The sequence below is a fragment of the Betaproteobacteria bacterium genome (genome assembly GCA_009693245.1).
Taxonomy (GTDB): Bacteria; Pseudomonadota; Gammaproteobacteria; order Burkholderiales; family SHXO01; genus SHXO01.
Genome location: SHXO01000002.1, coordinates 47,748 through 72,276, shown reverse-complemented (window position 1 = coordinate 72,276; position 24,529 = coordinate 47,748). Strand labels below are relative to the sequence as shown.

At 60.1% G+C, this 24,529-nt stretch carries 25 protein-coding genes; 13 read left to right on the top strand and 12 right to left on the bottom strand.

The genetic code is table 11. The features are described from left to right. Positions 1-24 precede the first annotated feature (24 nt). The 5 genes from EXR36_00670 (at position 25) to EXR36_00650 (ending at position 5,356) form a co-directional block, all read left to right on the top strand. Complete coding sequence (locus EXR36_00670; protein MSQ58192.1) at positions 25-1,086, top strand: uroporphyrinogen decarboxylase; 1,062 nt, start codon at positions 25-27, stop codon at positions 1,084-1,086. Positions 1,087-1,146: 60 nt separating this feature from the next. Further along, positions 1,147-2,787 carry an NAD(P)/FAD-dependent oxidoreductase gene (locus tag EXR36_00665; protein MSQ58191.1) on the top strand — a complete coding sequence of 547 codons (1,641 nt, stop codon included), beginning with the start codon at positions 1,147-1,149 and terminating at the stop codon, positions 2,785-2,787. Next, positions 2,784-4,091: a hypothetical protein gene (locus tag EXR36_00660; protein ID MSQ58190.1), complete on the top strand. Its 1,308-nt coding sequence runs from the start codon at positions 2,784-2,786 to the stop codon at positions 4,089-4,091. The genes EXR36_00665 and EXR36_00660 overlap by 4 nt, the downstream gene beginning before the upstream one ends. Before the next feature lie 12 nt (positions 4,092-4,103). After that, positions 4,104-4,571, top strand: a complete 468-nt coding sequence (locus EXR36_00655) for a hypothetical protein (protein ID MSQ58189.1) — start codon at positions 4,104-4,106, stop codon at positions 4,569-4,571. A gap of 281 nt (positions 4,572-4,852) precedes the next feature. Beyond that, positions 4,853-5,356, top strand: a complete 504-nt coding sequence (locus EXR36_00650; protein MSQ58188.1) for a hypothetical protein — start codon at positions 4,853-4,855, stop codon at positions 5,354-5,356. 365 nt (positions 5,357-5,721) lie between these two features. On the opposite strand, the gene EXR36_00645 is transcribed toward EXR36_00650, so the two are convergent. Next, positions 5,722-6,036 (bottom strand): hypothetical protein, encoded by a 315-nt coding sequence (locus tag EXR36_00645; protein MSQ58187.1) that lies wholly within the window; start codon positions 6,034-6,036, stop codon positions 5,722-5,724. Between the two features lie 14 nt (positions 6,037-6,050). Here EXR36_00645 and EXR36_00640 point away from each other — a divergent pair, with 14 nt between their 5' ends. Genes EXR36_00640 through EXR36_00615 form a run of 6 tightly spaced genes read left to right on the top strand, consistent with a single transcriptional unit; the run spans position 6,051 to position 12,910 of the window. Beyond that, positions 6,051-8,228, top strand: a complete 2,178-nt coding sequence (locus EXR36_00640; protein MSQ58186.1) for a primosomal protein N' — start codon at positions 6,051-6,053, stop codon at positions 8,226-8,228. A 55-nt stretch (positions 8,229-8,283) separates the two neighbouring features. After that, positions 8,284-10,047, top strand: a complete 1,764-nt coding sequence (locus EXR36_00635) for an arginine--tRNA ligase (GenBank protein MSQ58185.1) — start codon at positions 8,284-8,286, stop codon at positions 10,045-10,047. A gap of 53 nt (positions 10,048-10,100) precedes the next feature. Continuing rightward, the gene (locus tag EXR36_00630) at positions 10,101-10,694 is read left to right on the top strand and encodes a hypothetical protein (GenBank protein ID MSQ58184.1); all 594 of its coding nucleotides are present in this window, start codon (positions 10,101-10,103) and stop codon (positions 10,692-10,694) included. A gap of 13 nt (positions 10,695-10,707) precedes the next feature. Continuing rightward, entirely contained in the window at positions 10,708-11,457 is a 750-nt protein-coding gene (locus tag EXR36_00625; protein MSQ58183.1) for a thiol:disulfide interchange protein DsbA/DsbL, read from the top strand. Positions 11,458-11,492: 35 nt separating this feature from the next. Then, positions 11,493-12,146, top strand: coding sequence for a thiol:disulfide interchange protein DsbA/DsbL (locus EXR36_00620; protein MSQ58182.1), 654 nt, complete (start codon positions 11,493-11,495; stop codon positions 12,144-12,146). A gap of 8 nt (positions 12,147-12,154) precedes the next feature. Beyond that, a complete protein-coding gene (locus EXR36_00615) occupies positions 12,155-12,910 on the top strand; it encodes an SDR family oxidoreductase (protein ID MSQ58181.1) in 756 nt (251 codons plus the stop codon). Here EXR36_00615 and EXR36_00610 read toward each other — a convergent pair. The 5 genes from EXR36_00610 to EXR36_00590 all read right to left on the bottom strand — a co-directional run bounded on the left by EXR36_00610 (position 12,900) and on the right by EXR36_00590 (position 16,815). Further along, positions 12,900-13,535, bottom strand: a complete 636-nt coding sequence (locus EXR36_00610; protein ID MSQ58180.1) for an HAD family hydrolase — start codon at positions 13,533-13,535, stop codon at positions 12,900-12,902. The two genes, EXR36_00615 and EXR36_00610, sit on opposite strands and share 11 nt — an antisense overlap. After that, positions 13,536-14,006 carry a tetratricopeptide repeat protein gene (locus EXR36_00605; protein ID MSQ58179.1) on the bottom strand — a complete coding sequence of 157 codons (471 nt, stop codon included), beginning with the start codon at positions 14,004-14,006 and terminating at the stop codon, positions 13,536-13,538. Between the two features lie 10 nt (positions 14,007-14,016). Beyond that, positions 14,017-14,778 (bottom strand): ParA family protein, encoded by a 762-nt coding sequence (locus EXR36_00600; GenBank protein ID MSQ58178.1) that lies wholly within the window; start codon positions 14,776-14,778, stop codon positions 14,017-14,019. A gap of 1,569 nt (positions 14,779-16,347) precedes the next feature. Continuing rightward, positions 16,348-16,719: a universal stress protein gene (locus EXR36_00595; protein MSQ58177.1), complete on the bottom strand. Its 372-nt coding sequence runs from the start codon at positions 16,717-16,719 to the stop codon at positions 16,348-16,350. Then, entirely contained in the window at positions 16,720-16,815 is a 96-nt protein-coding gene (locus EXR36_00590) for a hypothetical protein (protein MSQ58176.1), read from the bottom strand. Between the two features lie 555 nt (positions 16,816-17,370). Here EXR36_00590 and EXR36_00585 point away from each other — a divergent pair. Both EXR36_00585 and EXR36_00580 read left to right on the top strand, forming a co-directional pair. After that, positions 17,371-17,829 (top strand): DUF1178 family protein, encoded by a 459-nt coding sequence (locus EXR36_00585; GenBank protein ID MSQ58175.1) that lies wholly within the window; start codon positions 17,371-17,373, stop codon positions 17,827-17,829. A gap of 40 nt (positions 17,830-17,869) precedes the next feature. Then, entirely contained in the window at positions 17,870-18,757 is an 888-nt protein-coding gene (locus EXR36_00580) for a DMT family transporter (GenBank protein MSQ58174.1), read from the top strand. Here EXR36_00580 and ald read toward each other — a convergent pair. The 6 genes from ald to EXR36_00550 all read right to left on the bottom strand — a co-directional run bounded on the left by ald (position 18,713) and on the right by EXR36_00550 (position 24,520). Continuing rightward, positions 18,713-19,849, bottom strand: a complete 1,137-nt coding sequence (gene ald / locus EXR36_00575) for an alanine dehydrogenase (protein MSQ58173.1) — start codon at positions 19,847-19,849, stop codon at positions 18,713-18,715. The genes EXR36_00580 and ald overlap by 45 nt on opposite strands. Then, positions 19,849-20,487 (bottom strand): sulfoxide reductase heme-binding subunit YedZ, encoded by a 639-nt coding sequence (locus EXR36_00570; protein ID MSQ58172.1) that lies wholly within the window; start codon positions 20,485-20,487, stop codon positions 19,849-19,851. The genes ald and EXR36_00570 overlap by 1 nt, the downstream gene beginning before the upstream one ends. A gap of 144 nt (positions 20,488-20,631) precedes the next feature. Beyond that, the gene (gene msrP / locus EXR36_00565; protein ID MSQ58171.1) at positions 20,632-21,594 is read right to left on the bottom strand and encodes a protein-methionine-sulfoxide reductase catalytic subunit MsrP; all 963 of its coding nucleotides are present in this window, start codon (positions 21,592-21,594) and stop codon (positions 20,632-20,634) included. A 135-nt stretch (positions 21,595-21,729) separates the two neighbouring features. Further along, on the bottom strand, positions 21,730-23,172 hold the full coding sequence (gene mgtE, locus EXR36_00560; protein ID MSQ58170.1) for a magnesium transporter: 1,443 nt from the start codon (positions 23,170-23,172) through the stop codon (positions 21,730-21,732). Positions 23,173-23,222: 50 nt separating this feature from the next. After that, a complete protein-coding gene (locus EXR36_00555) occupies positions 23,223-23,678 on the bottom strand; it encodes a nuclear transport factor 2 family protein (protein MSQ58169.1) in 456 nt (151 codons plus the stop codon). An 11-nt stretch (positions 23,679-23,689) separates the two neighbouring features. Next, positions 23,690-24,520 (bottom strand): hypothetical protein, encoded by an 831-nt coding sequence (locus EXR36_00550; protein ID MSQ58168.1) that lies wholly within the window; start codon positions 24,518-24,520, stop codon positions 23,690-23,692. Positions 24,521-24,529: the final 9 nt, after the last annotated feature.

The following is a 24,529-nucleotide window of genomic DNA, read 5'->3' as shown; positions in this document are numbered from 1 at the left end:
CCTCCCCCCTCCCGCCTCCCTTCAATGAGCCGCCCAAAAAACGACACCATTCTGCGCGCATTGCTCCGCGAGCCGGTCCCGTACACCCCCGTGTGGATCATGCGGCAAGCCGGGCGCTATCTGCCCGAGTACAACGCGACGCGGACACGTGCCGGAAGCTTCCTGGAGTTATGCCATAGCCCCGAACTGGCGACCGAGGTCACCTTGCAACCTCTGGCGCGCTTCAAACTCGACGCGGCTATTTTGTTCTCCGATATTCTCACCATTCCTGACGCCATGGGCCTGGGACTGTATTTCGCCGATGGCGAAGGGCCGCGCTTCAAGCATCCGCTACGCGACGAAGCTAGCATCGATAAATTAAGCGTACCCAGTGTCGATGACAAATTGCGCTACGTCATGGATGCCGTGCGCTCCATTCGCACGGCCTTGAACGATTCCGTTCCGCTCATCGGATTTTCCGGTAGTCCCTTCACCTTGGCTTGCTACATGATCGAGGGGCAAGGCAGCAGCGACTTCATCGAGACCAAGCGCATGCTCTACCGCCGTCCCGATCTCATGCACCGCATTCTGGACATCAACGCCCAAGCCGTGGTGCGTTACCTCAACGCCCAAATCGAGAGCGGTGCTCAGATCGTGCAAATTTTCGACACCTGGGGCGGCAGCCTGACCCACGATGCCTTCCGCGAATTTTCCCTGCGCTATATCCGGGATATCGTGAGCCAGCTGCACCGCAATTACGATGGGCAGCGCGTGCCGTGCATAGTCTTCACCAAGGGCGGCGGCCTATGGTTGGAAGATCTCGCCGCCTGCGGCGCCGATGCCCTTGGACTGGATTGGACCATCGACATCGGCGCTGCTCGCACTCAGGTAGGTGACCAGGTGGCCTTGCAAGGCAATCTAGATCCGGGCGTCCTATTCTCGAATCCGGAAATCATCAAGAAAGAAGTGCGCAAAGTGCTTGATGGCTTCGGCTCGGGTTCCGGACATGTGTTCAATCTAGGCCACGGAATCTCTCGGCACACACCGCCGGAGAACGTTGCCGCGCTGGTGGATGCGGCGCACGAGTTGAGCGCGGCTTATCACTAGCCAGGGCAGTTGCTCACGAAGGTTTCTGTCTTTCTTGAGAACCCGGCCCAGAACCATTCGATGACCGCACCAACCCAGTCACGCACGCGAGGGTTCTCAGCAGCCAATCTGGATTTCGACGTTATCGTCATCGGCGCCGGGATTTCCGGTCTGTACCAACTCCACTGCCTGCGCAAGCTTGGCCTGCGCGTAAGGGTCTACGAGTCTGGGACCGGCGTCGGCGGCACCTGGTACTGGAATCGCTACCCGGGGGCGCGCTTCGATTCCGAGAGCTACTCATATGGCTACTCCTTCTCGCAGGAACTGCTTGACGAGTGGGACTGGACCGAGCATTTCTCGCCGCAACCGGAGACCGAGCGCTACCTCAATTATGTCGCGGACAAATTCGGCCTTCGCCGCGATATCCAACTTTCCAGCCGGGTCACCGCGGCGATTTTTCTCGAAGACGCACGGTGCTGGGAAATAACCCTGGACGATGGCTCCCATCGTCGCGCGCGCTTTGTCGTGACTGCGATCGGACAGCTGTGCGTACCGACCATGCCTCGAATCGACGGTGTCGAAGATTTCAAGGGCCAATCGTTCCACACGGCACGATGGCCCAAGGAACCGGTGAGCTTCGCGGGAAAACGCGTCGCGGTTCTTGGTACCGGTGCCACCGGTGTCCAGACAATCCAGGAAGCGGCCAAGACTGCCGCTCATCTCAGCGTATTTCAACGCCGGCCCAATTGGTGCACGCCGCTGCACAATCGCAAGATCTGCGCGGCGGAAATGGGCAAGATCAGGGCGAGCTATCCAGACATCTTTCGGCGCTGCCATGAGACCGCGGCGTGCTTCATACATACGACGGACCCGCGCGGCACGTTCGAGGTGACCGAGGCGGAGCGCGAGGCGTTCTGGGAAAAGCTGTATGCCTCGCCCGGCTTTGGCATCTGGCTGGGGAATTTCCGCGACATCCTCACCGACCTGGCGGCCAACAAATTAATCTCCGATTTCGTCGCGAAGAAAATCCGCCAGCGGGTGAAGGATCCGAAAATCGCCGAAATGCTGATCCCGGCTGACCACGGGTTCGGCACACGCAGAGTGCCGCAGGAAACGCACTACTACGAAGTCTACAATCAGCCTAACGTTCAGCTAGTGAGCATCCTAAAAACGCCAATCGAGTGCGTGACCGCGATGGGCATCAAGACGAGCGATGCGCACTTCGAATTCGACATGATCATCCATGCCACGGGATTCGATGCGATCACCGGCAGCTTCGATCGCATCGACATCCGAGGCACCGGCGGGCGGCGGCTGAAAGACAAGTGGAAGGACGGGCCGTCAACCTTCGTCGGCGTGATGGTGGAGGACTTTCCCAACCTGTTCATGGTGATGGGGCCGCACACCGCGCTAGGCAACATCCCCCGCAGTATCGAATACAACGCCGGTTGGGTGACCAACCTGATCGGCTACCTGCACGAGCATGGTCTGACGCAAGTGGATGCCCGGCCGCAAGCCGTGGCGCAATGGACAAGCTTCGTCCACCAGAAAGCGCAGGGACTGCTCGCAAATGAAGTGGACTCCTGGATGACCGGTATCAACCAGAACGTGGAGGGCAAGCAAGTGCGCCGCATCGTCCGCTACAGCGGCAGCGCACCGGACTACCGCAAGTGGTGCGATGACGTGGCGGCGGGGGGATACCGGGAGTTGCTGATGCGGTGAGCGCTTCCCGCGCCATGCGCGGGATGAGTGGCGAGCTCGCTTGTGTTTTCCAATGGACAGAGAATAATTTTAAAACGCACATTGAATCGAAAGCAAAGGCCAACAAAATGCATGATTTGATTATTCGCAACGCCACGCTTTACGATGGTTCAGGTGCTGCGCCGGCACAGGCCAGCGTGGCGGTCAAGGATGGAAACATCTGCGCAATTGGCAGGGTCGAAGGCGCCGCGGTGCAGTCTGTGGAAGCCGGTGGCCTGGCGCTGATGCCTGGCATCATCGATACCCATACGCACTACGACGCGCAGATTACCTGGGACCCGCTTGCCAATCCTTCACCCGCGCTGGGCGTGACGACCATCGTCATGGGCAATTGCGGCTTCACCATCGCTCCGTGCCGGCCGGCGGATCGCGATCTGACCATGCGCAATCTGACGCACGTCGAGGGTATGTCGCTCAATGCCCTGCGCGCTGGCATCGACTGGGGCTTCGAGTCCTATCCGCAGTATCTGGACATGCTGGAGAAAAAAGGCGTCGGCCCGAACGTGGCGTGTTTTGTTGGTCATTCCAGCGTGCGCACCTTCGTGCTGGGCGAGGATGCGCCGAAGCGCACCGCCACGGCCGATGAAGTCAAAATCATGCGCAAAATCGTAGCCGGGGCGATGGAGGCGGGCGCGGTGGGTTTCGCCACCACCCGTTCTGGCCAGCATAACGGCGAGGCCGGCATTCCAATGCCCTCGCGCTTGGCCGATGATCATGAAATGACTACCCTGTCCGCGGCTTTGCGCGATGCCGGCAAGGGCTTGCTGATGATGACTAAGGCGGCGGATACTCCGATGCCCTGGATCGAGAATTTATGCGCCGCCTCCAACCGGCCCTACCTGGTTGCCGCGCTCCTGCATTCCAATCTCGCCCCGGAAGCCACGTTCGAAGACCTCGGCAATATCCGGGCGGCTCGCAAGCGAGGCAACAGGATGCATGGGGCGGTGTCTCCCTGCCCGCTGAATTTCGAGTTCACCATGCACGAACCTTACGTGTTCGAGGGTTTGCGCGTGTGGCAGCCGCTAATGGCCATGGATGAGAAGTCCTTTCGCAGCACGCTCGCCGATCGCGCCTGGCGCGGCATGCTGAAGAAGGAACTCGAAGAACGCAGCCGGCGGATGTTCACCGGCGAATGGGAAAAAGCCCATGTCGCCCAGGTCGCCGATGCGAAACATGCGGCCTATGAGGGCAAGTCGATTGCCGCGCTCGCGCGAGAGGCGGGCGGGCATCCGGTGGATGTCATGCTCGACTTGGCGATGGAATAAAACCTCGACACCTTGTTTACCGCCACGCTGCTCAATTCCGACGAGGATGCGGTGGGGAGGATGATGCGCGACGAAAATGCCATCGTCTCGCTCTCGGACGCCGGCGCGCACCTCACCTTTTTGTGTGATGCCGGTTTCGGCTTGCATGTTCTGGGGTACTGGGTGCGCGAGAAGAAGCTCATGCCGCTGGAACAGACGGTGCGCAAACTTACTTCCGAACCGGCCGCGTTATTCGGCATGAAGGATCGCGGAAGCATCGCGATCGGAAAACCCGCCGACTTGCTGTTGTTCGATCCGAAGACCATAGGGCGCGGGCCTTCCAGCCGCGTGTTCGATCTACCGGCGGGCGGATCGCGATTGACCACACCGGCGACGGGTGTGCATGGAGTGTGGGTCAACGGCCGGCGCGTTGCCGGTGCGAATGGCATCCTCAGAGATGCGCCCAAGGCGGGTCAAGTGTTGCGGGAATTTTCGGCCTGAACAACAGGGTGACCGATGCGGCTCTTAAGAAAGTTAGTGACCTGAACCTGGCAGATAGGCTGGTGCCAGGAATCCCGTGCACGAGTTGAGCGCGGCTTATCGCTAGCCAGGGATTGGATTGACCCTTCGATGGGACAGCGATAAAGTGATAACCGATAGCGATGCGCATTAGTGCCGCTTTCGTTAGCCGCGCTCGCGAGTGCGAGCAATCCCTTTTGGCGCATCCAAGCGCCGCCAATCTTGTGCGGGAGAAGCAAGCACGGAAAAATAGAGCCGTACGCGTGGCGGTAGCGTTAGCATTCTGCGCAATCTCACCCTGGGCAGCATCGCAAACCAACCGCGCGAGCGTGGGTGACCTCGTTGAATTGACCACTGGAATGGGACCGACGCTGGCGGAAGTCATCGCTGAACCGGATGCGCCCGGCTATGTCCTTCTGTTGATACCTAGCGGAAAACAGGTTCCGGTGAACACTCAGAAGTTGCGTTTAGTGCAAAAGGCCGGCACGCCTAATGCGCCCATCAAGATTGGCGAGCCCGTGAGCTGGGTGGATGGCAACTTCAAGGAAAGCGGCAATGTTGTGAAGGTCAATGGCAATTGGCGCCAAGTGAAGACGCCAAGCGCCACCACCATTGGATGGATCGAATGCAACGCGTTGCTCGGTGCAGCACAACCGGCGAGGAAAAAAGACAAATCCGTGTCCGCCTCAAACGCCCCGTCAGAAAAACCCCCGGCGGTGAAGCTGCAAGGAAACTGGGAGAATGCCTACGGGACGGTCAAACTGTAATTTCAGCCAGCCAGCAAGTGCTACATTTCTTTCGGTCCGATGACGGGGCCTTGCACCTACAAGCAGCACGCGCAGGGCGTCAAAGTCACCTTCGACGGCGAAGATCTCGCGCTCGCGGCCAACGACGATGGGTCATTTAGCAGCGTGAGCGATCCCGATGCCATGATGCAGATCCGGCTGAAGAAGAAGTAGCATGGTTGAATTCTGGCTGGCCACTTCTTGATTGATTCGGAATAGCTGCCCGGTTCCTGCTGCCGCTGCGGTGGGCGCGGTCAGTCGAAGGGCCTCCCAACCGATTCGGCCGCGGTGACCGGCCGAGAACGCGCGCAGCAACTCCTGCGGAACATGGGCGCGACCGATGACTATCAACTGCGCGTTGCGCGGCACTTCCTCCACGCGAGCCGCAGGAGTTCGTCGAAAACGCCACCGCCGGCCTCGTGGTGGTTGTGGGCGGCTAGCACCGCCCCATCGGGCAATAATGCAAACCACTCGCTCAGAAGCCGCCGTGAGAATCCCTGCAAGTCGCGCAGATGGCCGGGCGCCAGAAATAGCAAAGTGCGAGCAGGGGTGCCGAAAGATTGTCTTTCGAGTTTGCCCGGGTAGTCGAAAAATGTGCCGGTATCCCAGAGGCGGTAAGTGTCGTGGGCGCCTTCCCTGCTAATCTTGCTACTCCATTTCAATATCTTGCTGAGCCGTGCCGTTGGTTCGAGTCGCCCTGGATGTTCCCCTAGACCGCTTATTCGACTACCGCCTGCAAGATTCTCAACAGGCCAGCGTTGGCCAGCGAGTGATCGTTCCCTTCGGCCCGGGCCGGCGTACGGGGGTGGTGGTCGAAGTGGGTGGTGAAACCGTTATCGAAGCGAACCGCCTCAAGCACGTGGAAGCGGTGCTGCACGAAGAGCCGGTATTGCCGCCGGACGTGCTGGAACTGTGCCGCTTCTGCGCGGGCTATTACCACTATCCCTTGGGGCAGATCGTCATGCTGGCACTGCCTCCAAAACTGCGTAACGCACGCAGCGCGCCGGACCCTGTAGATCGCACGGTGATGACAACGCAGGCGGGACGCGAAGCGCTATTGCGTATTCCCGCGCGTCATAAACAACAACGAACCTTGCTGGAATTCATTGGCGAGCGTGCGTCCGTGCTCGAAAGCAAGGTGCGGGCGGCGCTCCCCGCGGCGCGTGCGTGGCTCAAGCCCTTGGAGGAACGCGGATGGATCGAATTCGGGCCGCCGGTGCCGGCACCCGAGCAGGATATTCAAACCTCCGGGGGCCATTCCTTGACGCAGGACCAAGCAGCGGCGGTGGCGGCGGTGCGCGGCAAGTTCGGGAGCTTCGCGAGTTTCTTGCTGCTGGGCATTACCGGTAGCGGCAAGACCGAAGTCTATTTGCAGCTCATCGCGGACGTCGTGCGCCGGGGCGGGCAAGCGCTGATGCTCGTGCCCGAGATCAACCTCACCCCGCAGCTCGATGCGCGCGTGCGGGAGCGTTTCCCCCGAGTGCGCATCGCGAGCCTGCACAGCGATCTATCCGACACGGAACGGCTTGCCCGCTGGCGCTTGGCGTACAGCGGAGAGGCTCGCATCGTGTTGGGCACGCGGCTGGCCGTGTTCTCCGCGCTCCCCAATCTGGAGCTCATCATCGTGGATGAAGAGCACGACGAATCCTTCAAGCAGGAGGAGGGGTTGCGCTATCACGCGCGCGACTTGTCTCTCGTACGCGCGCGGCGCCGCAATGTGCCGGTGCTGCTGGCCTCGGCTACGCCGTCTCTGGAGTCCTACGCCCGCGCGCAAGCCGGGCGCCACGAGCTCTTGCGGCTACCCTTTCGCGCGGCGGCGCAGCCGCCCAAGGTCAAGTGCGTGGATACCCGGCAACTGCAACTGAAAGAAGGTTTGAGCGAGCCTTTACTCCGGGCTCTATCCCAACGGCTCGCGAACCAAGAACAAAGCCTCATTTTCATCAACCGGCGCGGTTACTCGCCCGCTCTGCTGTGCTATGCCTGCGGGTGGATGGCGCAGTGCATTCGTTGTTCCGCGCGCTTGGTGTTCCACTCCAAGACCACGCAACTGCGCTGCCACTATTGCGGCCACCAGGAGCGCGTGCCGCACGCGTGCGAAGGTTGTGGCAATCAAGACTTACGGCCGCGCGGGCATGGTACCCAGCGCCTCGAACTGGAATTGGCCCGCGTATTTCCCTCGGCGCGTATCGCGCGCGTGGACCGGGACACCACCCAGCGCAAGCACGCCTTCGCCACTTTGCGCGATCTGGTGCACGCGCAACAAGTGGATATTCTGGTGGGTACTCAGATGCTCGCGAAAGGCCATGACTTTCCGAATCTGACCTTGGTGGGTATCGTGAATCCCGACGCGGCACTCTTCAGCACGGATTTTCGCGCGGCCGAGCGCCTGTTTGCCCTGCTCATCCAGGTGTCGGGAAGGGCGGGGCGCGCGAGCATTCCCGGCGAGGTCATGATACAGACGGATTTTCCGCATCATCCCATCTACGCCGCCGCCGAGCGGCAAGATTACGAGGGTTTCGCCAACGCGCTGCTGGAAGATAGAAGAGCCACGCAATTTCCTCCCTATAGTTATCAAGCATTACTGCGCGCGGAAGCCGCCGAGCGGCCAGCGGTCGACTCCTTCCTTGCCTTGGCGGCGAGCAATTGCAAGGAGCAAGCACCGGAGGTGGAAGTATTCGACCCGGTGCCCGCGCCCATGGCGCGCATTGCCGGGAAGGAGCGCGGCCAGCTTCTCGTGCAGTCGGCATCGCGAGCGGCCTTGCAAACCTTGCTGGGCAAGTGGCGCCCCTGGCTGGCGGAACATGGCGGCAACCAAGTGCGCTGGCATCTCGATGTGGATCCGAGAAGTGTTTGATGGCGGCTTATAATGCGCGCCCGCGTTGCCTTCCAGTCCTGCCCTTTGAATTTCCATGATTCACGCTGACATCAAGAGCGAGTTGGTTTCGCTCATCGTCGCGGCTGTCGCGCAAGCACTCGGTAATCCGGCTCATCCTCCCGTGACCTTGGGACGGACCAAGCAGGCCGGGCACGGCGACTTCTCCTGTTCCATCGCCATGCAAATGGCCAAGACGGCGAAGCGCAATCCGCGCGAGCTTGCAGGCGCGATCGCCGGCGCGTTGCCTGCCTCAGAGTTGCTGGAACGCGCGGAGGTGGCTGGAGACGGATTCATCAATTTGTTCTTGAAGGCCGGGGCCAAGCGCTCGGTGGTTGGGCATGTGCTTGCGCAGGGAGATGACTACGGCCGTATCGATGTAGGCGGAGGCAGGAAGGTGCAAGTGGAATTTGTATCCGCCAATCCCACGGGGCCGTTGCACGTTGGGCACGGGCGCGGCGCGGCCTACGGCGATAGCCTTGCCAGCATGCTGCAAGCCGCGGGCTATGACGTGCAGCGCGAGTACTACATCAATGACGCCGGCCGGCAAGTGGATGTGCTGGTCCTCTCGGTGTGGCTACGCTATCTCGGGCAGCGCGGAGTGAGCGTGCCATTTCCGCCCAACGCCTACCAAGGAGATTACGTGGCTCTGCGGGCGCGCGAACTCGCGGATCTTCATGGCGAGAAGTTCGTGCGGGCCGCTGCTCAGGTCATGGCAGCCCTGCCCGAGGCCAACCCCAACGCTTCGGACAAGGAACAAGAGGCGGTGGGCGAAGCGCGCCTCGACCAATTGATCGCCAATGCCAAGACGCTCTTGGGCGAGGATTTCAAGCGGGTGATGCGCCACACGCTCGACCGGCAGATCGCGGAGATTCGCGGCGTCTTGTCCCGCTTCCGCGTGCAGTTCGACCGCTGGTACTCCGAGCAATCCCTTTACGACGATGGCAAGGTCGCACGCGCCTTGGACAAGTTGCGTGAAAGAGGACATTTGTACGAGAAGGATGGCGCCACCTGGTTTCGCTCCACCGCGTTTGGCGACGACAAAGACCGCGTAGTGCAACGCGAGAACGGGCTCTATACCTATTTCGCCTCCGACATCGCCTACCATCACGAGAAATTGGAACGCGGGTTCGAGCGCGTCATCGACGTGTGGGGCGCGGATCATCACGGCTATATTGTGCGGGTGAAGGCGGCCTTGAGTGCCTTCGGCCACGAGCCGGATAAGCTAAGTGTTCCGCTCATCCAGTTGGTGGCGCTCTTCCGGGGCGGCGAGCCCGTGCGCATGGGCAAGCGCAGCGGCAACTACGTGACCTTGGAGGAACTCTACGAAGAAGCAGGATTGGATGCCACGCGTTACTTTTATCTCGCGCGCAAGAGCGACCAGCATTTGGACTTCGATCTGGATCTGGCGAAATCCCGGAGCAACGATAATCCTGTGTATTACATCCAGTACGCACACGCCCGTATTTGCCGGGTGTTGGAAGAGTGGGGCGGCGACCCCGCTGCCTTGCCGGGCGCCGGCCTCGGTTCCTTGGATTCCGAGCAAGAGTTCGGATTGATACGCGCAATGATGGATTATTCCGATATCTTGGAAGAAGCCGCGCGGGACTTAGCGCCCCATGCGATGGCCTTCTACTTGAAGGATCTCGCTGGTGTGTTTCATAGCTATTACAACTCGGCGCGTTTCCTGGTGGAGGACGAAGCGGTTAAGCTCGCGCGCCTCGCGCTGGTCGCCGCCGTGCGACAGGTATTGCGTAACGGTCTCCGGTTGCTTGGTGTGTCCGCGCCCGAGCGCATGTAGCGCATTACGCGCGGTTTACACTGGCATCCCGCGCACACAGTAAACTTCCACCTATGAGCATGGACTACAAAAAAGGCGGGGCCGGAGCAGGCGGTGGGAAAAGCGCGCGCCTGATGCATCCGTTTTCCGTTGGCCTCATCATTGGTTTCGCCCTCGGATTGGGACTAGCCTTCGGATTCGCGCTCTACATCAATCGTTCGGCGCCGCCCTTCAAGGAACTTCCGGCTTCGCATAGGGAACTCCAGCCCATGGAGGCGCCCAAGGGTGCTCGCGCAACCGGTAACGCGAACGCTTCAGGCGGGGCCGCCGGCACGGATTCCACACCCAAACCAAAGTTCGATTTCTATGAAATTCTGCCTGGCAAGCAAGACCCCATGCCGGCCAAGCCCGTAGAGGATGCCGCGGCCAAGGAGCGTATTTTCTTGCAGGCTGGCGCATTCCAAAATTCAGCCGATGCGGACAACCTAAAAGCACGCCTTGCATTAGCGGGAATGGAAGCGCAAATCAAAACCTCCCAGCTGCCAGACAATAAGACTTGGCACCGGGTGCGGTTGGGGCCTTACGAGAGCGCGGAACAAGCGCAGGTAGCGCAAGCCGCCCTCAAGGAAATGGAAATTCAAGCCAATATGATTCGCTCGAGAGAGTAAATTCGATCAAACCATGGAGAGTACGATGAACCGAGCGTTGCGCCATCTTCACCGAACATTCGCCTTGCTAGTTTTTTGTGCCATTGCACCGCCTGCATTCGCGCAGACTCCTGTAGCCGATAAGGAGTACAAGCTCATCAGCCCCGAGCAACCCGCGCAGGGCAAGGGCGTTGAAGTCATCGAGTTCTTTTCCTATGCCTGCCCCCATTGCGCCGAGTTCGAGAGCCCGCTACGCGGTTGGTTGCAGAGCCAGCAGGATGTAACTTTTAGAGCTGTACCGCTGATATTTCGCGATAGCTGGGCACCACTGGCCCGTCTTTTCTACACCCTGGAAGCCATGGGACTGTCGGAGAAGCTGCACTCCAAGGTCTTCCATGCCATTCACGGTGAAGGCAAGGATCTGGGGGACGCGGAAAAAATCACGAAGTGGGTCGCCACTCAAGGCGTGGATGCCGAGAAATTTACCCAGACCTTCAACTCTTTCGGCATGGATGCCAAAGTGGAGCGCTCGAAGAAAATGGCGCGCACCTATGGCGTGATGTTCACGCCGGCGATGGCCATCCAGGGCAAGTACGTGACCGGTCCCTCCATGGCTGTTGGGCCGAACAACCAGCCCAGCTTGCAGCGCTTCTTTCAAATCGTGGATGCCCTGATCGCCAAGGAGCGGACCAAGACCTCCCAAGCTCCAGCGAAACCCGAAGTTGCATCGAAGCCTAAACCCGTGGCCAAGACCTCTAAGCCCGCGTCCAAGCCTGGCGCATAGATCTGCCGCCGAAGTTTACTGAATAAAGCCCGCCAGTGAATCCAGCCCGCCGCCAGATACTGGGATTTGGTTTGGCCGGGCTCGGCTTCGCCTTGGGTGCGCGCGCGGCGGATGAAGCAGCGGACGAGCGCCCGAAATTCTTCCCCATTCCACCGCAACCGGTGGATGATCCCCAGCGCATCGAAGTGCGGGAGTTTTTCTACTACGGCTGCGGAGCGTGTTACGCCTTCGAACCCTATCTGCGCGAATGGGAGCAGCAGCGCGCCGCCGACGTGCTGTTGGTCCGCACCCCCGCGCTTCGCAACACGCGCTGGATTCCGCTCACGAAAGTCTATCTGGTGCTACTCAAATTGGGTGCCCATGCACGGTTGCACCAAGACGTATTCGATGCGTATCACTTCGACAACACCGATCTTGGCGATGCCGGTACTTTCGCGCAGTGGGCGCAATCGAAGGACTTGGACCGAAACTTGGTCCGCGGAACCTGGGATTCGAAAGAAATCGCCATGGCGCTGGAACTCCTCCGAAGCGTGACACAACGCTACCGCTTGCAAGGCGTGCCAACCTTGATCGTGGACGGCCGCTTCCTCACCTCCCCATCGCTTGCCGGCGGCCCGAAGGAAACCATCGCGCTCGTGGACACACTCGTTGACCGGCGCCGCCGGGAGCGTGCCGCCGAGTCTTCGTGAAGGTCTTCATCACCGGCGCTTCAAGCGGCATTGGCGAGGCCTTCGCGCGTTACTACGCGCGCCATTACCCTAGTTGCGAATTGGGATTGCATGGCCGCCGCGAACCCGCGCTCAACGCCTTGGCCCAATCCCTGGGCGTTCCTTGCTCCGTCTATCCGTGCGACGTGCGTGATTTCTCGGCGGTGCAAGCGGCTGGAGAGGCGTTCCTCGCACGCCACGGCGTGGCGGATATCGTTATCGCCAACGCTGGCGTGAGTACGGGTACCGCCACCGAACACAGCGAGGATGCGCGGGTGTTTCGCGAAGTGTTCGATACGAACATGCTGGGCATGGTGAACACCTTCCAAGCGTTCTTGCCCGCCATGCCGCAAGCGAAAGCGGGCAAGCTCGTTGGCATTGCCAGCGTGGCGGGGTTTCGCGGCCTACCCGGATCGAGTGCGTATAGTGCGTCCAAGGCGGCCGCCATTACCTATTTGGAGAGCTTGCGCGCCGAGCTGCGAAGCACGGGCGTTAAAGTCATCACCTTGTGTCCTGGGTACATCGATACTCCCATGACCAAGCGTAATCCTTATCCCATGCCGTTCTTGCTGGAGCCCGCGGAAACCGCGCGGCACATGGCACGGTGTATCGATCGCGATGCGCGTCTCGCGGTGGTTCCGTGGCAGATGGCTGCCGTGAGCGTGTTGCTGAGAGCCTTGCCCGGAGCTCTCTACGACCGGTTATTCGCCAAGGCACCGCGCAAGCCGCGCCAAACTACTTCGTAAGACCGATTCCCAGCACGGTTTCCAACTCAGCGAGAGCGCTATCGGGATCGGTGACCTTGATGGTGGTCATGCCCAAGGCCCGCGCCGGTTTCAGATTAATCCCCAAGTCGTCTAGATAGACGATCCCCCGCGCCGGTACATCCACGGCCGCGATGGCCAGTTCATAGAAACGAAGCTCGGGTTTTCGCACGCCCACCTTGCTCGATTCGATGACCAGATCGAAGAGGCCCATGACCCGTTCGATTTCGCGCGCCCGCTCCTCTCTTACAGGCATATTGGCGCTGAAATTGTTGGTGACACAAGCGGTGCGAAAGCGCCCCCGCAGGTGCTTGAGCGCTTCCACCATTTGCGGGCGGATCTCGCCGTGGAGTAACTGCGCGACTTGCGCCCCGCGCACGCGATAACCCAAGGCCAATGCTTCCTCGCCGAAGGCGTCGTCGAATTGCGCATGGCTCAATTCGCCGCGTTCGAAGCGCGCCCAGGCATTGTCACCGGGATTGGTGGAATTGATCCGTCGTAGTAAACCCTCGGGTAGATTTCTTTCACGCTCGAAGCGGGAAAACGCCTCGAAGGGACTGGTGGTGATGACGCCACCGAAATCCCACAATACAGCCCGGTAGCTCAATTACTTCTTCTTGTGGTCCTCGATGGCGAGCTTCAGCATCTTTTGCTCCTCGCATGGAATGGGCGAGCACAAGCGGTTCAGCTCAGCCAGATGTTGCTCCGCTTCCTTGAGTTTCCCAGCCATCAGATAGGCCTCGCCGATGTACTCGTGCGCGGGTTTATGCTTGGGGTTCAACCTCAGGGCTTCCTGGTAGTGCTGGAAGGCCATGTTCAAGTCCCCGAGCTTGCGGAACGAATAGCCCAGAAAATTTCTGGCATCGGCGTTGTTCGGGTCGGCGGCCACCGCCTTCTCCAGGAACGCCACGGCTTTCTTCCAGTCTTGCTTTTGAATCGCTTCCTTCCCAGACTGGAAATTCACGTCGGTGCTCTCGGCCTCGTCGCCGCCCAAATTGGCGCGGGCACTAGGCGCTACCATCACGGCGGCCACCAAGGCAGCCACCACCAGCACAATAGTACGTACCCCTGTCATCATAACTAGCCTCTCATAAGAAGTTGCACTGCTCCAGTTCCTCGGTCACCGCGCGGTAATCCGCCGCGCCTTGGCTCCACGGCGCGAAGGCCAGTACATCCTTGCCGTGCATGGGGCTCTCCGCAAGATGAACATTTTCCTTGATCACGCTCCGGCATACCTGCTCGCCGAAGGCTTCGTTGAGCCTGCGCAGAATCTCGTGCGAGAGCTTACGCCGCCCATCGAAACTGGTCACCACCACGCGGCGCAGGAATTTTCGGCCCAAGCTGGTCTCCAGCACATCCAAGGCGAGCTTGAGCTTGTGAATACTTTCCAGCGATAGGTAGTCCGCCGACACTGGCATGAGCACGCGGTCGGCGGCAAGCAGCGAATTCAAGGTCAGCACCCCGAGCATGGGGCAGCAATCGATCAGGGCCGTCGAGCGCGCTTGCGCCGGCATTTTGTCCATCCCTTCCTTGAGCCGCCTGGCTATGGAAGGATCATTGCCAAACAAGGCATAGATCTTGGACAACTCGGGCGAGGAGGGAATGAGCCTGATCTCCGAGGGTTGCCGCATGATCAGGGATTCAAGGGACTTCCCGTTCTGGAAGAAACTGTAAAGACTCTTATCCCCCGGCACATTGCGTATTCCGAAGGCCAAGGTGAGGTGCGCCTGCGGGTCCGTATCCAGCAGCAAGGGCGCGCGATGCTCGGCCGCCAAGCAGGCCGCGATATTCAGCGTGGTCGTGGTCTTTCCAACGCCGCCCTTTTGGTTGAACACTGCGACTACGGCCATTGGACGACCCGCTCCCCCGCCGATAAATCCTTGCCTGCCACCTGCTGCCCCCTCACTCTTTTTACGGCCCCTGTAACTCCGGCAATTATCCATGGTTTTGGCTCACGTGCGGCAGGCGGTGGCTCATTGCACTATGAAGAGCAGCCGCGCCTATCTCCCATGGCGATCACTCGCTTGCGGGGCTTTGGCGGTTGACCCTGCGAAGGATAGGTTTGGACGTCTCGCAGCCAGGCATGCGACTCGCAAGTGGTGCGCGCACCTAGCCATGAACCTCTCCGCTCGGGCGGAGAGCACGACGCTCCCTTTTCCCCGTGGGAGAAGGGATGGGGATGAGGGAAAAGACGCCACTACAGGTTCATGGCCGCAATTCGCGACGCGCGCGCCGTGGAGTCTCTTCCAGGGCCCCGGGAAAGCATCCAGGCTTCCGGCGCGGCAATGAGAATCGCGTGACCATCGCTGGGGGTTCTTGAAGCCGCTAAAGCATAAGCGCTAATCGCGCGGGGCGAGAATCTGTCGTGCCTTCGCTGCATAAACGGGCAGCATTCTTACCGTCAAAGTGCCGGATATGTATACACGCTCCCTTGTTCTTCCTTGTCGCATGTTCTTGCGCGAGGGCTGTGCGAGCACTAGAAAGACGGCATGGCTGCGCGCTGATTTTCCGCCGCGCCTTGGAGTAACTTTCGCCTGATCAAGCTCTGCGTGACCATTCGCTGCCAATGCCGATGACCGCTTGTTTGCTCCTTCCCCTGCTTGCGGGGGAAGGTTGGGATGGGGGCGCCGTATTGATTAGTCTCGGACTGTGCGTCTGATTAGTTAATCTACCAGGATAGAAAAGTCGCCGGGGGTAGCCCGGCAGCTACTCACCTTTTTTGCGCGGCCAAAAAAGGTAAGCGAAAAAAGGCCGCCCCTACTGCCCCGCCCCTTGCAGGGTACCCTGCGTTACTCGAAGCGATGGGCGCCTGCGGAACTAGTCCGCGCAAAAAGCGCGCGGCCGTCGAACAGTCCTCGGCGACATCCCCCTTCGCTCCTGCGTTACTCGGCGGTTCAGAAGGGGAGGGCACGTCAACATCCAAAGCCACACCCAAACCAAATCACAAACCAAACCCAAGAACCACACTCTTCCGCAAACCGCTGGTTTGCTTTTCCTTCCTTCATCCGGCGCCGAGCAGCTCGGCGGGCTCGCGCCCAAATACACACCGCCGTCCGCCCCCGGGGCTTCTTGAACTGCGGATTGAAACGACGCTTCGCGTCGCCTCAATCCTTATGGGTTAGCAACTCAGTATGATGGCCACACATTCCCAAAATCCATCTTCACCTTAACTTGATTCTCGAAATCCATGATCTTGCGCGCGCAATCGATCTTTCCCCACCATCGATCAATAACATAGTGGCGGCGCCCGTAGCGCACCTCGCGGTGCCCTTGACCTGGGGGTCAAGCCGCACCGCGAGCGCTATCGCATCATTACCTTGTCCAAAGCCGAAGAGGGCCACGTCAAGGCGAGTCTGAGCAAGGAGGAAACCGGCGCTGTCACGCGTTGGATTCTGGAGCTCTAGGGTTGTCAGCCGACCCTAACTCGCGCTCAAACGTCCGCTGAATTCCACGGGAGGGTCGCCCCGTACGAGCGTCACCGGACGGTCGGATAAGTGCAATACCTTCATGGACACCGAGCCTAAGCTCAATCCGTTGATGCGGCTTAGCCCTCGCGTACCCATCACGATGGCGTCGCATTGAAGGTCGCGCGCTTGCGCGACGATGCTCTGCGCGGCCGGGCCCACGATGCGGTGAGAAGTGAACGGCACGCTGTTCTCGCGCAGTATTTTTTCCGCCCAGGACAGCGCCTTGGAGCTTTGCTCGTAGTAATAGCGCTCGATGTCTTCCTTTCGTAAACCGATTAGCGCATCGTCGCTCAAGACCCTGGGTTGTACATTGACCAGATGCACTTAGGCATTGGTCCCGTGCTTGACCGTCTTGACCGCTTCCTCCACCGCGCGGTCCGAACTCTTGGAACCATCCACCGCTACCAATACCCTCCTCATGATCCTAGCCCCCTTCAATATCGTGGAATGTTGTTGTCGTTCGCCTGTGACGAGATACCAAATAATTCCCCTCGTTAGCGCCGCCTTAAATTAAGAGAAATATCTACGCCGGAACCGAAATCTCGGCAATCTAGAGGATGCGCAAGCCCGGGCATGGCGCCCCCGGGCGTGCAAGTCCAGAGGCACTTGTTCGGACCAATCAAGGCCTTACGTTCCCAGCGGCATGCCACATGGGGCCGGCAGCATTTCTGTTGGTCATTTGGACCACGGATTGCTCAACCTTTACGGAAGCGTTTGCGCGCCTCTGTGAGCTGGGGCACAATCCCCGGCGGAGTGAGTCTTAAGCGGGCGCAGCTGAAACCAAAAAGGGTGACTGTTGTGCCGGACAAAATTCATGCTACGAACAAGGGGAGAGCTCCCCTTGTTTATCCCCCAGGAAGGAACAAGGGGTGGCCCCTTGTTAATCCCCTGGACGGAGCTTTGGCGGATCAAATTCTTCTCCAAGGTTGCCAACAGTAGAGTGATACGAGATTAACGAGAATAAGAGATCGTCCCATGGTCGTATATAACTTAGCCTGCACCAACAGCCATTCCTTCGAGGGGTGGTTTGCCTCGCCGGAAGTATTCGACGAGCAGGCGCAAGCTCTGTCCGTGAGCTGTCCCGTGTGCGGTTCCAACGGAGTCGTCAAGCAGCCCTCGGCGCCCAACATCGGCCGTTGCAGTTCCAGCCAGAGCGGCGAGAAGCGGGAGAACGATGGTCCCCGTAATCTCGCGCGCTTCCCCGAAGAAGCACTTCGCGAACTGCGCGCCAAGGTGCTAGATTACATGCTCAAGAACACCGAGGACGTGGGCAAGAAGTTTCCCGATGAGGCGCGCCGCATTCACTACCGTGAAGCTCCCGAACGCGCTATTCGCGGCCAAGCTACTGTCGAACAAGCGAAGGAACTTAAAGAAGAAGGGATCGATGTCATGGCGCTCCCCATGGCGCCAGTACCGCCAGGGCAGCTGCACTAGACACCAGTGGGCGCGTGGGCGCGCTGATTTGAACGAGGGCATGAATAATCGCGCCATGGCGTATGGCGGACTCGCCACCGGAGTTCTCGTCGTATCCACCGCCGCCATTCTCATCCGCATAGCCCAGGCAGAGGGCGCCACATCCATGGCCATCGCCGCTTGGCGCCTCGGCGTGGCCTCGTTGATATTGACTCCCATCGCATGGCACCACGCCGGTGCGGAACTTCGCTCGCTGAGCGCAAGAGACGCCGGTCTCTCGCTCCTTTCGGGCGCCTTTCTCGCGGTGCATTTCGGCTCGTGGATCACATCCCTGGAACACACTTCCGTGGCGAGCAGCACGGCACTCGTCACCACCAATCCGCTGTGGGTGGGGCTGGCATCGGTGCTTTTTCTTCGGGAGCGGCTCGCCTTGCTGGTGGTGCTGGGCATCGGCCTCGCAACGCTTGGCACCGTGACCATGTTCCTGGCCGGCCCGGAAGCCTCCTCGCAACGCGCCGCCAACCCGATGCTGGGAAATACGCTCGCCTTGACCGGCGCTCTGTGCGCCAGTGCCTATCTCATCATCGGCAGATCTTTACGTACACGCCTTTCCCTGCTGGCCTACATCTGGCTCGCCTACGGCGCGGCGGCCATCATGCTCTTCGCGGCCGCGCTGGTGAGCGGCACGGGCGTGGCCGGTTTCACGCCGGCAGCCTATCTATGCATATTGGGTCTAGCCTTGGGCCCGCAGTTGCTCGGGCACACGCTGCTCAACTGGTCGGTGCGCCAAGTTTCCGCGACCTTTGTGGCGCTCTCCATCCTGGGAGAACCGGTGGGTTCGGCCTTGCTGGCTTTTTTTCTTTTCGGCGAATCCGTGGACTGGATTCAAGGCGCGGCCTTCGCGCTAATTCTTCTGGGAATCTTTTGCGCTACCCGCGCCAAGGCCTGAGAACGGCCGGTGTGGGCGCTGCGTGTCCTGCGCCAAACCCTTGTGAGTGACATGGCCGTCGTGCGTTTGCAGCCCGGCGGCGAAACCGAAATCGCCCTTCATGGCCATGAGTCCCTGGTTGGCGAGCCGCAGCGCATAGGGTAGCGTCGCTTGCGTTAGCGCGAGAGTGGCCGTACGCCCGCAGGCGGCGGGAATGTTGGGGACGCAGTAGTGCACCACGCCCTCCTCCACGTACAGAGGAGCGGAGTGATAGGTCATGCGAGAGGTTTCTGAAATGCCGCCCTGGTCGATGGCGATGTCCACGATGACGGACCCCTTGCGCATGCGGGCGACCGTGGCGCGCGTGATGACCTTGGGTGCAAGCTTGCCCGGAACCAGTAGCGCGCCGATGACGAGATCGGCATCCGCGACGGCTTCCGCCAGCGGTAGTGGAATCGAGTAGCAGGTCTTGACAGCGCCGCGGTAGAGCGCGTCGATGTGCGCCAAGCGGTCGATGCTGACATCGAACACCGTCACGTCCGCGCCCAAGCCCGCGGCCACTTGTACGGCATTGCTCCCGGCGGCACCCGCGCCGATGACCACGACCTTGGCGGGTGGCACGCCGGGCACGCCGGGAAGCAACACGCCGCTTCCGCCATTGTTCATCTGCAAAGCCCATGCGCCGATTTGCACCGACATGCGCCCCGCGATGCGCGACATGGGCGCCAACAGAGGAAGATTGCCGCGTTCGTCCGCGACGGTTTCATAGCCTATGGCCGATATTCCAGCTTGCAACACGCAGTCCAGCAGCTTGGGGTCGGGTGCCAGTTGCTGGTAGGCAAACACGATCTGGCCGCGCCTCAACAAAGGGTACTCGGGAGGCTGGAGTTCCTTGACCTTCACCACGAGATCGCTGGCGAAAATCTCCTGGGCGGAGGTCACGATGCGCGCGCCCGAGACTTCATAATCCGCGTCGGAGAAGCCCGTCCGTTCCCCCGCGCGAGATTGCACGAGGACGACATGGCCGCCCTTCACCAGCGCGTCCACCCCGGCGGGGATCATTCCAACGCGAAACTCCTGGTCCTTGGTTTCCTTGGGAATGCCGATTTGCATTAAGCCGCCTGCGAACGAGAGGTTTTCACGGGAGCGGAAACGGACTTGCGCATCGCGAACCAAGCGCGCGCAAGGAGAAGGCTAGCAAGGATCGCGGCAAACACCAATGGCTCGCGAATATCCTTCTTCACCAGCCACCAGAAATGGACCGCGCCTAGAGTGGCGATGACATAGACCAGCCGGTGCAACATCTGCCAGCGCCGCCAGCCCAAGCGGCGAACCATGGCGTTGGTCGAGGTGATAGCCAGCGGAATCAGTAGGACGAAGGCCGAGAATCCAACCGTGATGAAGGGGCGCTTCACCACGTCCTTGGCGATATCCATCCAGCTAAATAATTGGTCCAGCCAGACATAGGTGGTGAAGTGCAGCAGCCCATAAAAGAAAGCATGGAGCCCCAGCGTACGGCGCAACTTGATGAGCCAGTTCCAACCTGTCCAGCGCCGCAAGGGTGTCACGCTCAAGGTGATGAGCAAGAACGACAGAGTCCACCACCCTGTCGAACGAGTGATGTACTCGATGGGATTGGCGCCCAAGCCGCCGTGCCACGCCAGCCACGCCAGCCGCGCGAGAGGCACCAGGGCGGCTAAAAACACGGCTGCCTTGATCGCGCGAAGGTCTTCCGCGCTGATATGCGCCAGCGCCTTCACGTTAGGAATAGCCTGACTAAGTCCTCCGTTCGTGCTGAGCTTGTCGAAGCATGAGCGGAGGACCCTCTAACTTCAGCGAGTTGCGCAGAGCGCCCTTCGACAAGCTCAGGGCGAACGGACTCCATTGGCATTGCCCTAGAAAAATTTCTTGAGATCCATGCCGGCGTAGAGCTTGCCCACTTGGTCGGCGTAGCCGTTGAACATGAGCGTGGGACGTTTGCCGAATTCGCCGATGCGCCGTTCCTTCGCCTGGCTCCAGCGCGGATGATCCACTTGCGGATTGACGTTGGAGTAGAAGCCGTACTCGCTGGGAATGGCGGCCATCCAGGCCGTGGTGGGTTGCTTCTCCACGAAGCGAATCTTCACAATGGATTTTCCGCTTTTGAAACCGTACTTCCATGGGATGACCACGCGCACCGGCGCGCCGTTCTGGTTAGGCAGCGCTTCGCCGTAGAGTCCCATGCACAAGAGCGTGAGCGGGTTCACTGCCTCGTCCATGCGCAAGCCCTCCGTGTAAGGCCAATTCAGGACCGAGTCCTTCACCCCGGGCATCTGCGCGGGATCGGCGAGCGAAACGAATTCCACGTACTTGGCGTTCCCAGTGGGTTCCACTTGCTTGATGAGTTCCGCCAGCGAATACCCTACCCAGGGAATGACCATGGACCATCCCTCCACGCAGCGCAGGCGGTAGACACGTTCTTCCAAAGGTGCGAGCTTGAGCAACTCCTCGATGCCGAAGGTTTTCGCCTTCTTCACTTCGCCTTCCACGGATACTGTCCACGGCCGTGGATTCAACGTGTGCGCATTGGCGGCGGGGTCTGACTTGTCCGTGCCGAATTCGTAGAAGTTGTTATAGGTGGTGACATCCTTTAGCGGAGTCTGCGCTTCCGCCACCGTGTACTGGCTCTTCTTCACGCCAGCCAGTTTCACGCCGGCGAAGGCATCGTTGCGCGCAGCCGCTAAACCCCAGGCACCCACGAGCGCGGCTCCGCTCTTGAGCATGAACTGGCGCCTTCCTTCATAGAGCGCCTTGGGCGTAATTTCCGAGGGAACGATATCGTTTGAGTGTTTGACCAGCACGGTAATATCCTTTAGCATGCGTAGCCTCGTTATACGGTAATCCGGGATGGCGCGGATGCGGCTTTGAGCTAGCTAAGCCGCCGCGGTTCGGAAGCCAACGCGAAATTGAACAATGCGTGATGAAGCGTGAGACATTCGTGATGGCCGCCCTTCTCAAAGCAAGAACAGCGTGGCCAGCCCGAGAAAAATAAAGAACCCGCCGCTGTCGGTGATAGCCGTGATCATGACGCTGGAGCCCACTGCCGGATCGCGGCCGAAGCGGTCCAGGACCAACGGAATTCCCAAACCGAAGACCGCCGCCACGGCGAGATTCAATGTCATGGCCATGGCCATCACCAAGCCCAGCAGCCAGCTACCATAGAGCGCCACGGCGATCAAACCCATGATGCCGCCCCAAACCAAGCCATTGAGCGAGCTGATCAGCAGTTCTTTCGCCAGCAAGCGCTTCGCGTTCATGCGGCTCACCTGCCCGAGCGCTATGGCGCGCACCAGCATGGTGATGGTCTGGTTACCGGAGTTCCCGCCGATGCCCGCCACGATGGGCATGAGGGCGGCCAGCGCCACTAGTTTTTCGATGCTGCCCTCGAACACGCTGATGACGCGCGAGGCCACCAAGGCCGTGACCAGATTCACGGCCAGCCAAGCCCAACGGTTCTTGGCGGCATCCCACACCGAGGCGAAGATATCCTCCTCTTCGCGCAAGCCGCCCAGATTGAGACGTTCGTTCTCGGCCGCTTCGCGCACGTAGTCGAGCACCGCGTCCACGCTCACGCGGCCCACCAGGTTGGCGCGCTCGTCGATGACGGGCGCGGTCACCAAGTCGTAGCGTTCGAAGGCCTGGGCGGCCTCTTCGGCGCGGTCGCGCGCGCGCAGCATCAACATGCCGGTGTGCATCACTTCCGCCACGGTCTTGTCGAGGTCTTGCACCAGCAATCGCTTGATGGGCAAAGCCCCCTTCAGGCGCCCGCGGCGGTCCACAACGAACAATTGGTCGGTGTGGTCAGGCAACTCGTCCAGCCGGCGCAGGTAACGCAGCACGGTTTCGAGCGTGATGTCTTCGCGTATGGTGACGAGATCGAAATCCATCAATGCCCCCACCGTGTCTTCCTCGTAGGACATGGCGGCGCGCAACTGCTCGCGCTCCTCGAGCGAAAGGGACTTGAAGACGTCCTGCATGACGTCTTGCGGCAAGTCGGGCGCGAGGTCGGCCAGTTCATCGGTATCGAGGGATTCCGCCGCCGCCAACAACTCTTGCGGCTCCATGGAGGCGATGAGCGTCTCGCGGACAGGCTCGGAGACCTCGAGCAAAATATCGCCCTCGCGCTCCGCCTTGACCAGATCCCAAACATAGAGCCGCTCATCCAGGGGCAAGGCCTCCAGGATGTGGGCGATATCGGCGGCGTGAAGGGTGTCGAGCTTCTTCTGAAGTTCAGCGAGGTGTTGCTTGTGGACCAGGGATTCCACTAGGTCGTGGCGCGGCATCTCCTGCTTGTGCACGAGGCTTTCGACCAGCTTTTGCTTGTCCAGCAGGGCAACGATTTGTTGCAACGCCTGCTGCACGCCCTCCTGGGGCTGTCGCTCTTTGGCTTCGGACATGGCGCCTCAACGGGCTCAAGATGGAATCGCGGTTCAGGGAAAACCGGCGGCTACTGCTTAGCAGGCGTGCGGGTGGCCTGCCAGGAAACGAATTGCGGCGCGCCATTGCGCTTGATCCATGTGCTCGAGAAGCGCAACTCCACGGAAAGATCCTGCCCTTTCACTCTCACGTCGAAATTCCCCAGGCCGGTAAGGATGGCGATGCATCCGAAGGTGCGCACTGTCACATCCGAGCGGCGCATCACCTTGTACTTCACCGTGCCCGAGGTCATGGATTCGATATAGGTCTTCTTGTTATCGACCACGGAGCTGGAGTGCGTGTAAACCAAATCATCGGCGAAGAGCTTATCCATCGCGGCGAAGTCGTCATTCATTTGCGCGGCGTAGCGGGCATCTTCGGCTTTCTGCGCTTCGTGGGCGTTGATGTCTTCGCAGTTACCCGCGAGGGCTTGTGTGGCGAATGCGACGGCGGCACCTAGTAATACGGTCTTAATGTAATTCAACATGGCTTTTCTCCTTAAGCTTGTTCGCCGCGGGTTAACGTGGCGAAGGGTTTGGCTTCGCAACGCCACGTACCCTTGGACAGGGATTGCGTCTTGTACAAGAGAAGCTTATCGCCCTTGGCGGCAAAGCCGATGCGCTCCTTGCCTTCGGGCTCCTTCTCGTGGTGGCTCGTTAGCACGTCACAGCTTGCTTGCGCCGTATCCAACAGCACTTCATAGGCGAATTTGCGATCAGGAAACATGGCATCTCCCTCGCCGCTAAATTCGTAGGGTTTGCCGTCCTCGTCCTCGTATTTGCCGGCCACGGTATTCTTATTGACGAAGACCTCCAGAGGTTCGGCCAGCCGCGCGAAGAGAGTGCTCTTGCGCTGGGCGAAGTGCGGTTCCTTCAGGGACAAGGTTTCAAAGGCACCGGTCATGCCGCGCTTGCCCGTGAAGTAGCTGTAGATCACGTCGCTCGAACTGACGATGCCTTCGGTCTTGGCGGTGACGAAGCGCCAGGATTGCGGCTTTTTATCCGGCTCGATTTCGATCATGAATTGCAACACCGCCGAGCGAAAATTCGTGGTCAAGATGGGGTAGATCCAGTTCTCTTTCTTGAGTTGGATGACGATGGGCTGGGACTTGCGTGCCGCCGCTCGCGGTGAGCGTGTGGCTTTGAGCGCATTCATGTACTGCTGGGCCATCCAGATGCCCTCCACGTCCTTGATGTAGACGCGGCCAGGGCGGGGCGGGCGCTTGGCCTGCGCTTCGGCGGCTGGGGCGTCCGTTTGCGCCATGACTAGGAAGGTAGTTGCCGAGAGAAAAAATGCACAGACAAGTCGTGCGAAGGTAGAAGCATTCATGTTTTATGG

What these genes read in the sequence shown, in the direction of transcription:
- EXR36_00670 (MSQ58192.1), top strand. Translation starts at nt 25, where the DNA reads ATGAGCCGCCCAAAAAACGACACCATTCTGCGCGCATTGCTCCGCGAG.
- EXR36_00665 (MSQ58191.1), top strand. Translation starts at nt 1,147, where the DNA reads ATGACCGCACCAACCCAGTCACGCACGCGAGGGTTCTCAGCAGCCAAT.
- EXR36_00635 (MSQ58185.1), top strand. Translation starts at nt 8,284, where the DNA reads ATGATTCACGCTGACATCAAGAGCGAGTTGGTTTCGCTCATCGTCGCG.
- EXR36_00630 (MSQ58184.1), top strand. Translation starts at nt 10,101, where the DNA reads ATGAGCATGGACTACAAAAAAGGCGGGGCCGGAGCAGGCGGTGGGAAA.
- EXR36_00625 (MSQ58183.1), top strand. Translation starts at nt 10,708, where the DNA reads ATGGAGAGTACGATGAACCGAGCGTTGCGCCATCTTCACCGAACATTC.
- EXR36_00605 (MSQ58179.1), bottom strand. Translation starts at nt 14,006, where the DNA reads ATGATGACAGGGGTACGTACTATTGTGCTGGTGGTGGCTGCCTTGGTG.
- EXR36_00600 (MSQ58178.1), bottom strand. Translation starts at nt 14,778, where the DNA reads ATGGCCGTAGTCGCAGTGTTCAACCAAAAGGGCGGCGTTGGAAAGACC.
- EXR36_00590 (MSQ58176.1), bottom strand. Translation starts at nt 16,815, where the DNA reads ATGAGGAGGGTATTGGTAGCGGTGGATGGTTCCAAGAGTTCGGACCGC.
- EXR36_00585 (MSQ58175.1), top strand. Translation starts at nt 17,371, where the DNA reads ATGGTCGTATATAACTTAGCCTGCACCAACAGCCATTCCTTCGAGGGG.
- EXR36_00580 (MSQ58174.1), top strand. Translation starts at nt 17,870, where the DNA reads ATGAATAATCGCGCCATGGCGTATGGCGGACTCGCCACCGGAGTTCTC.
- ald (MSQ58173.1), bottom strand. Translation starts at nt 19,849, where the DNA reads ATGCAAATCGGCATTCCCAAGGAAACCAAGGACCAGGAGTTTCGCGTT.
- msrP (MSQ58171.1), bottom strand. Translation starts at nt 21,594, where the DNA reads ATGCTAAAGGATATTACCGTGCTGGTCAAACACTCAAACGATATCGTT.
- mgtE (MSQ58170.1), bottom strand. Translation starts at nt 23,172, where the DNA reads ATGTCCGAAGCCAAAGAGCGACAGCCCCAGGAGGGCGTGCAGCAGGCG.
- EXR36_00555 (MSQ58169.1), bottom strand. Translation starts at nt 23,678, where the DNA reads ATGTTGAATTACATTAAGACCGTATTACTAGGTGCCGCCGTCGCATTC.
- EXR36_00550 (MSQ58168.1), bottom strand. Translation starts at nt 24,520, where the DNA reads ATGAATGCTTCTACCTTCGCACGACTTGTCTGTGCATTTTTTCTCTCG.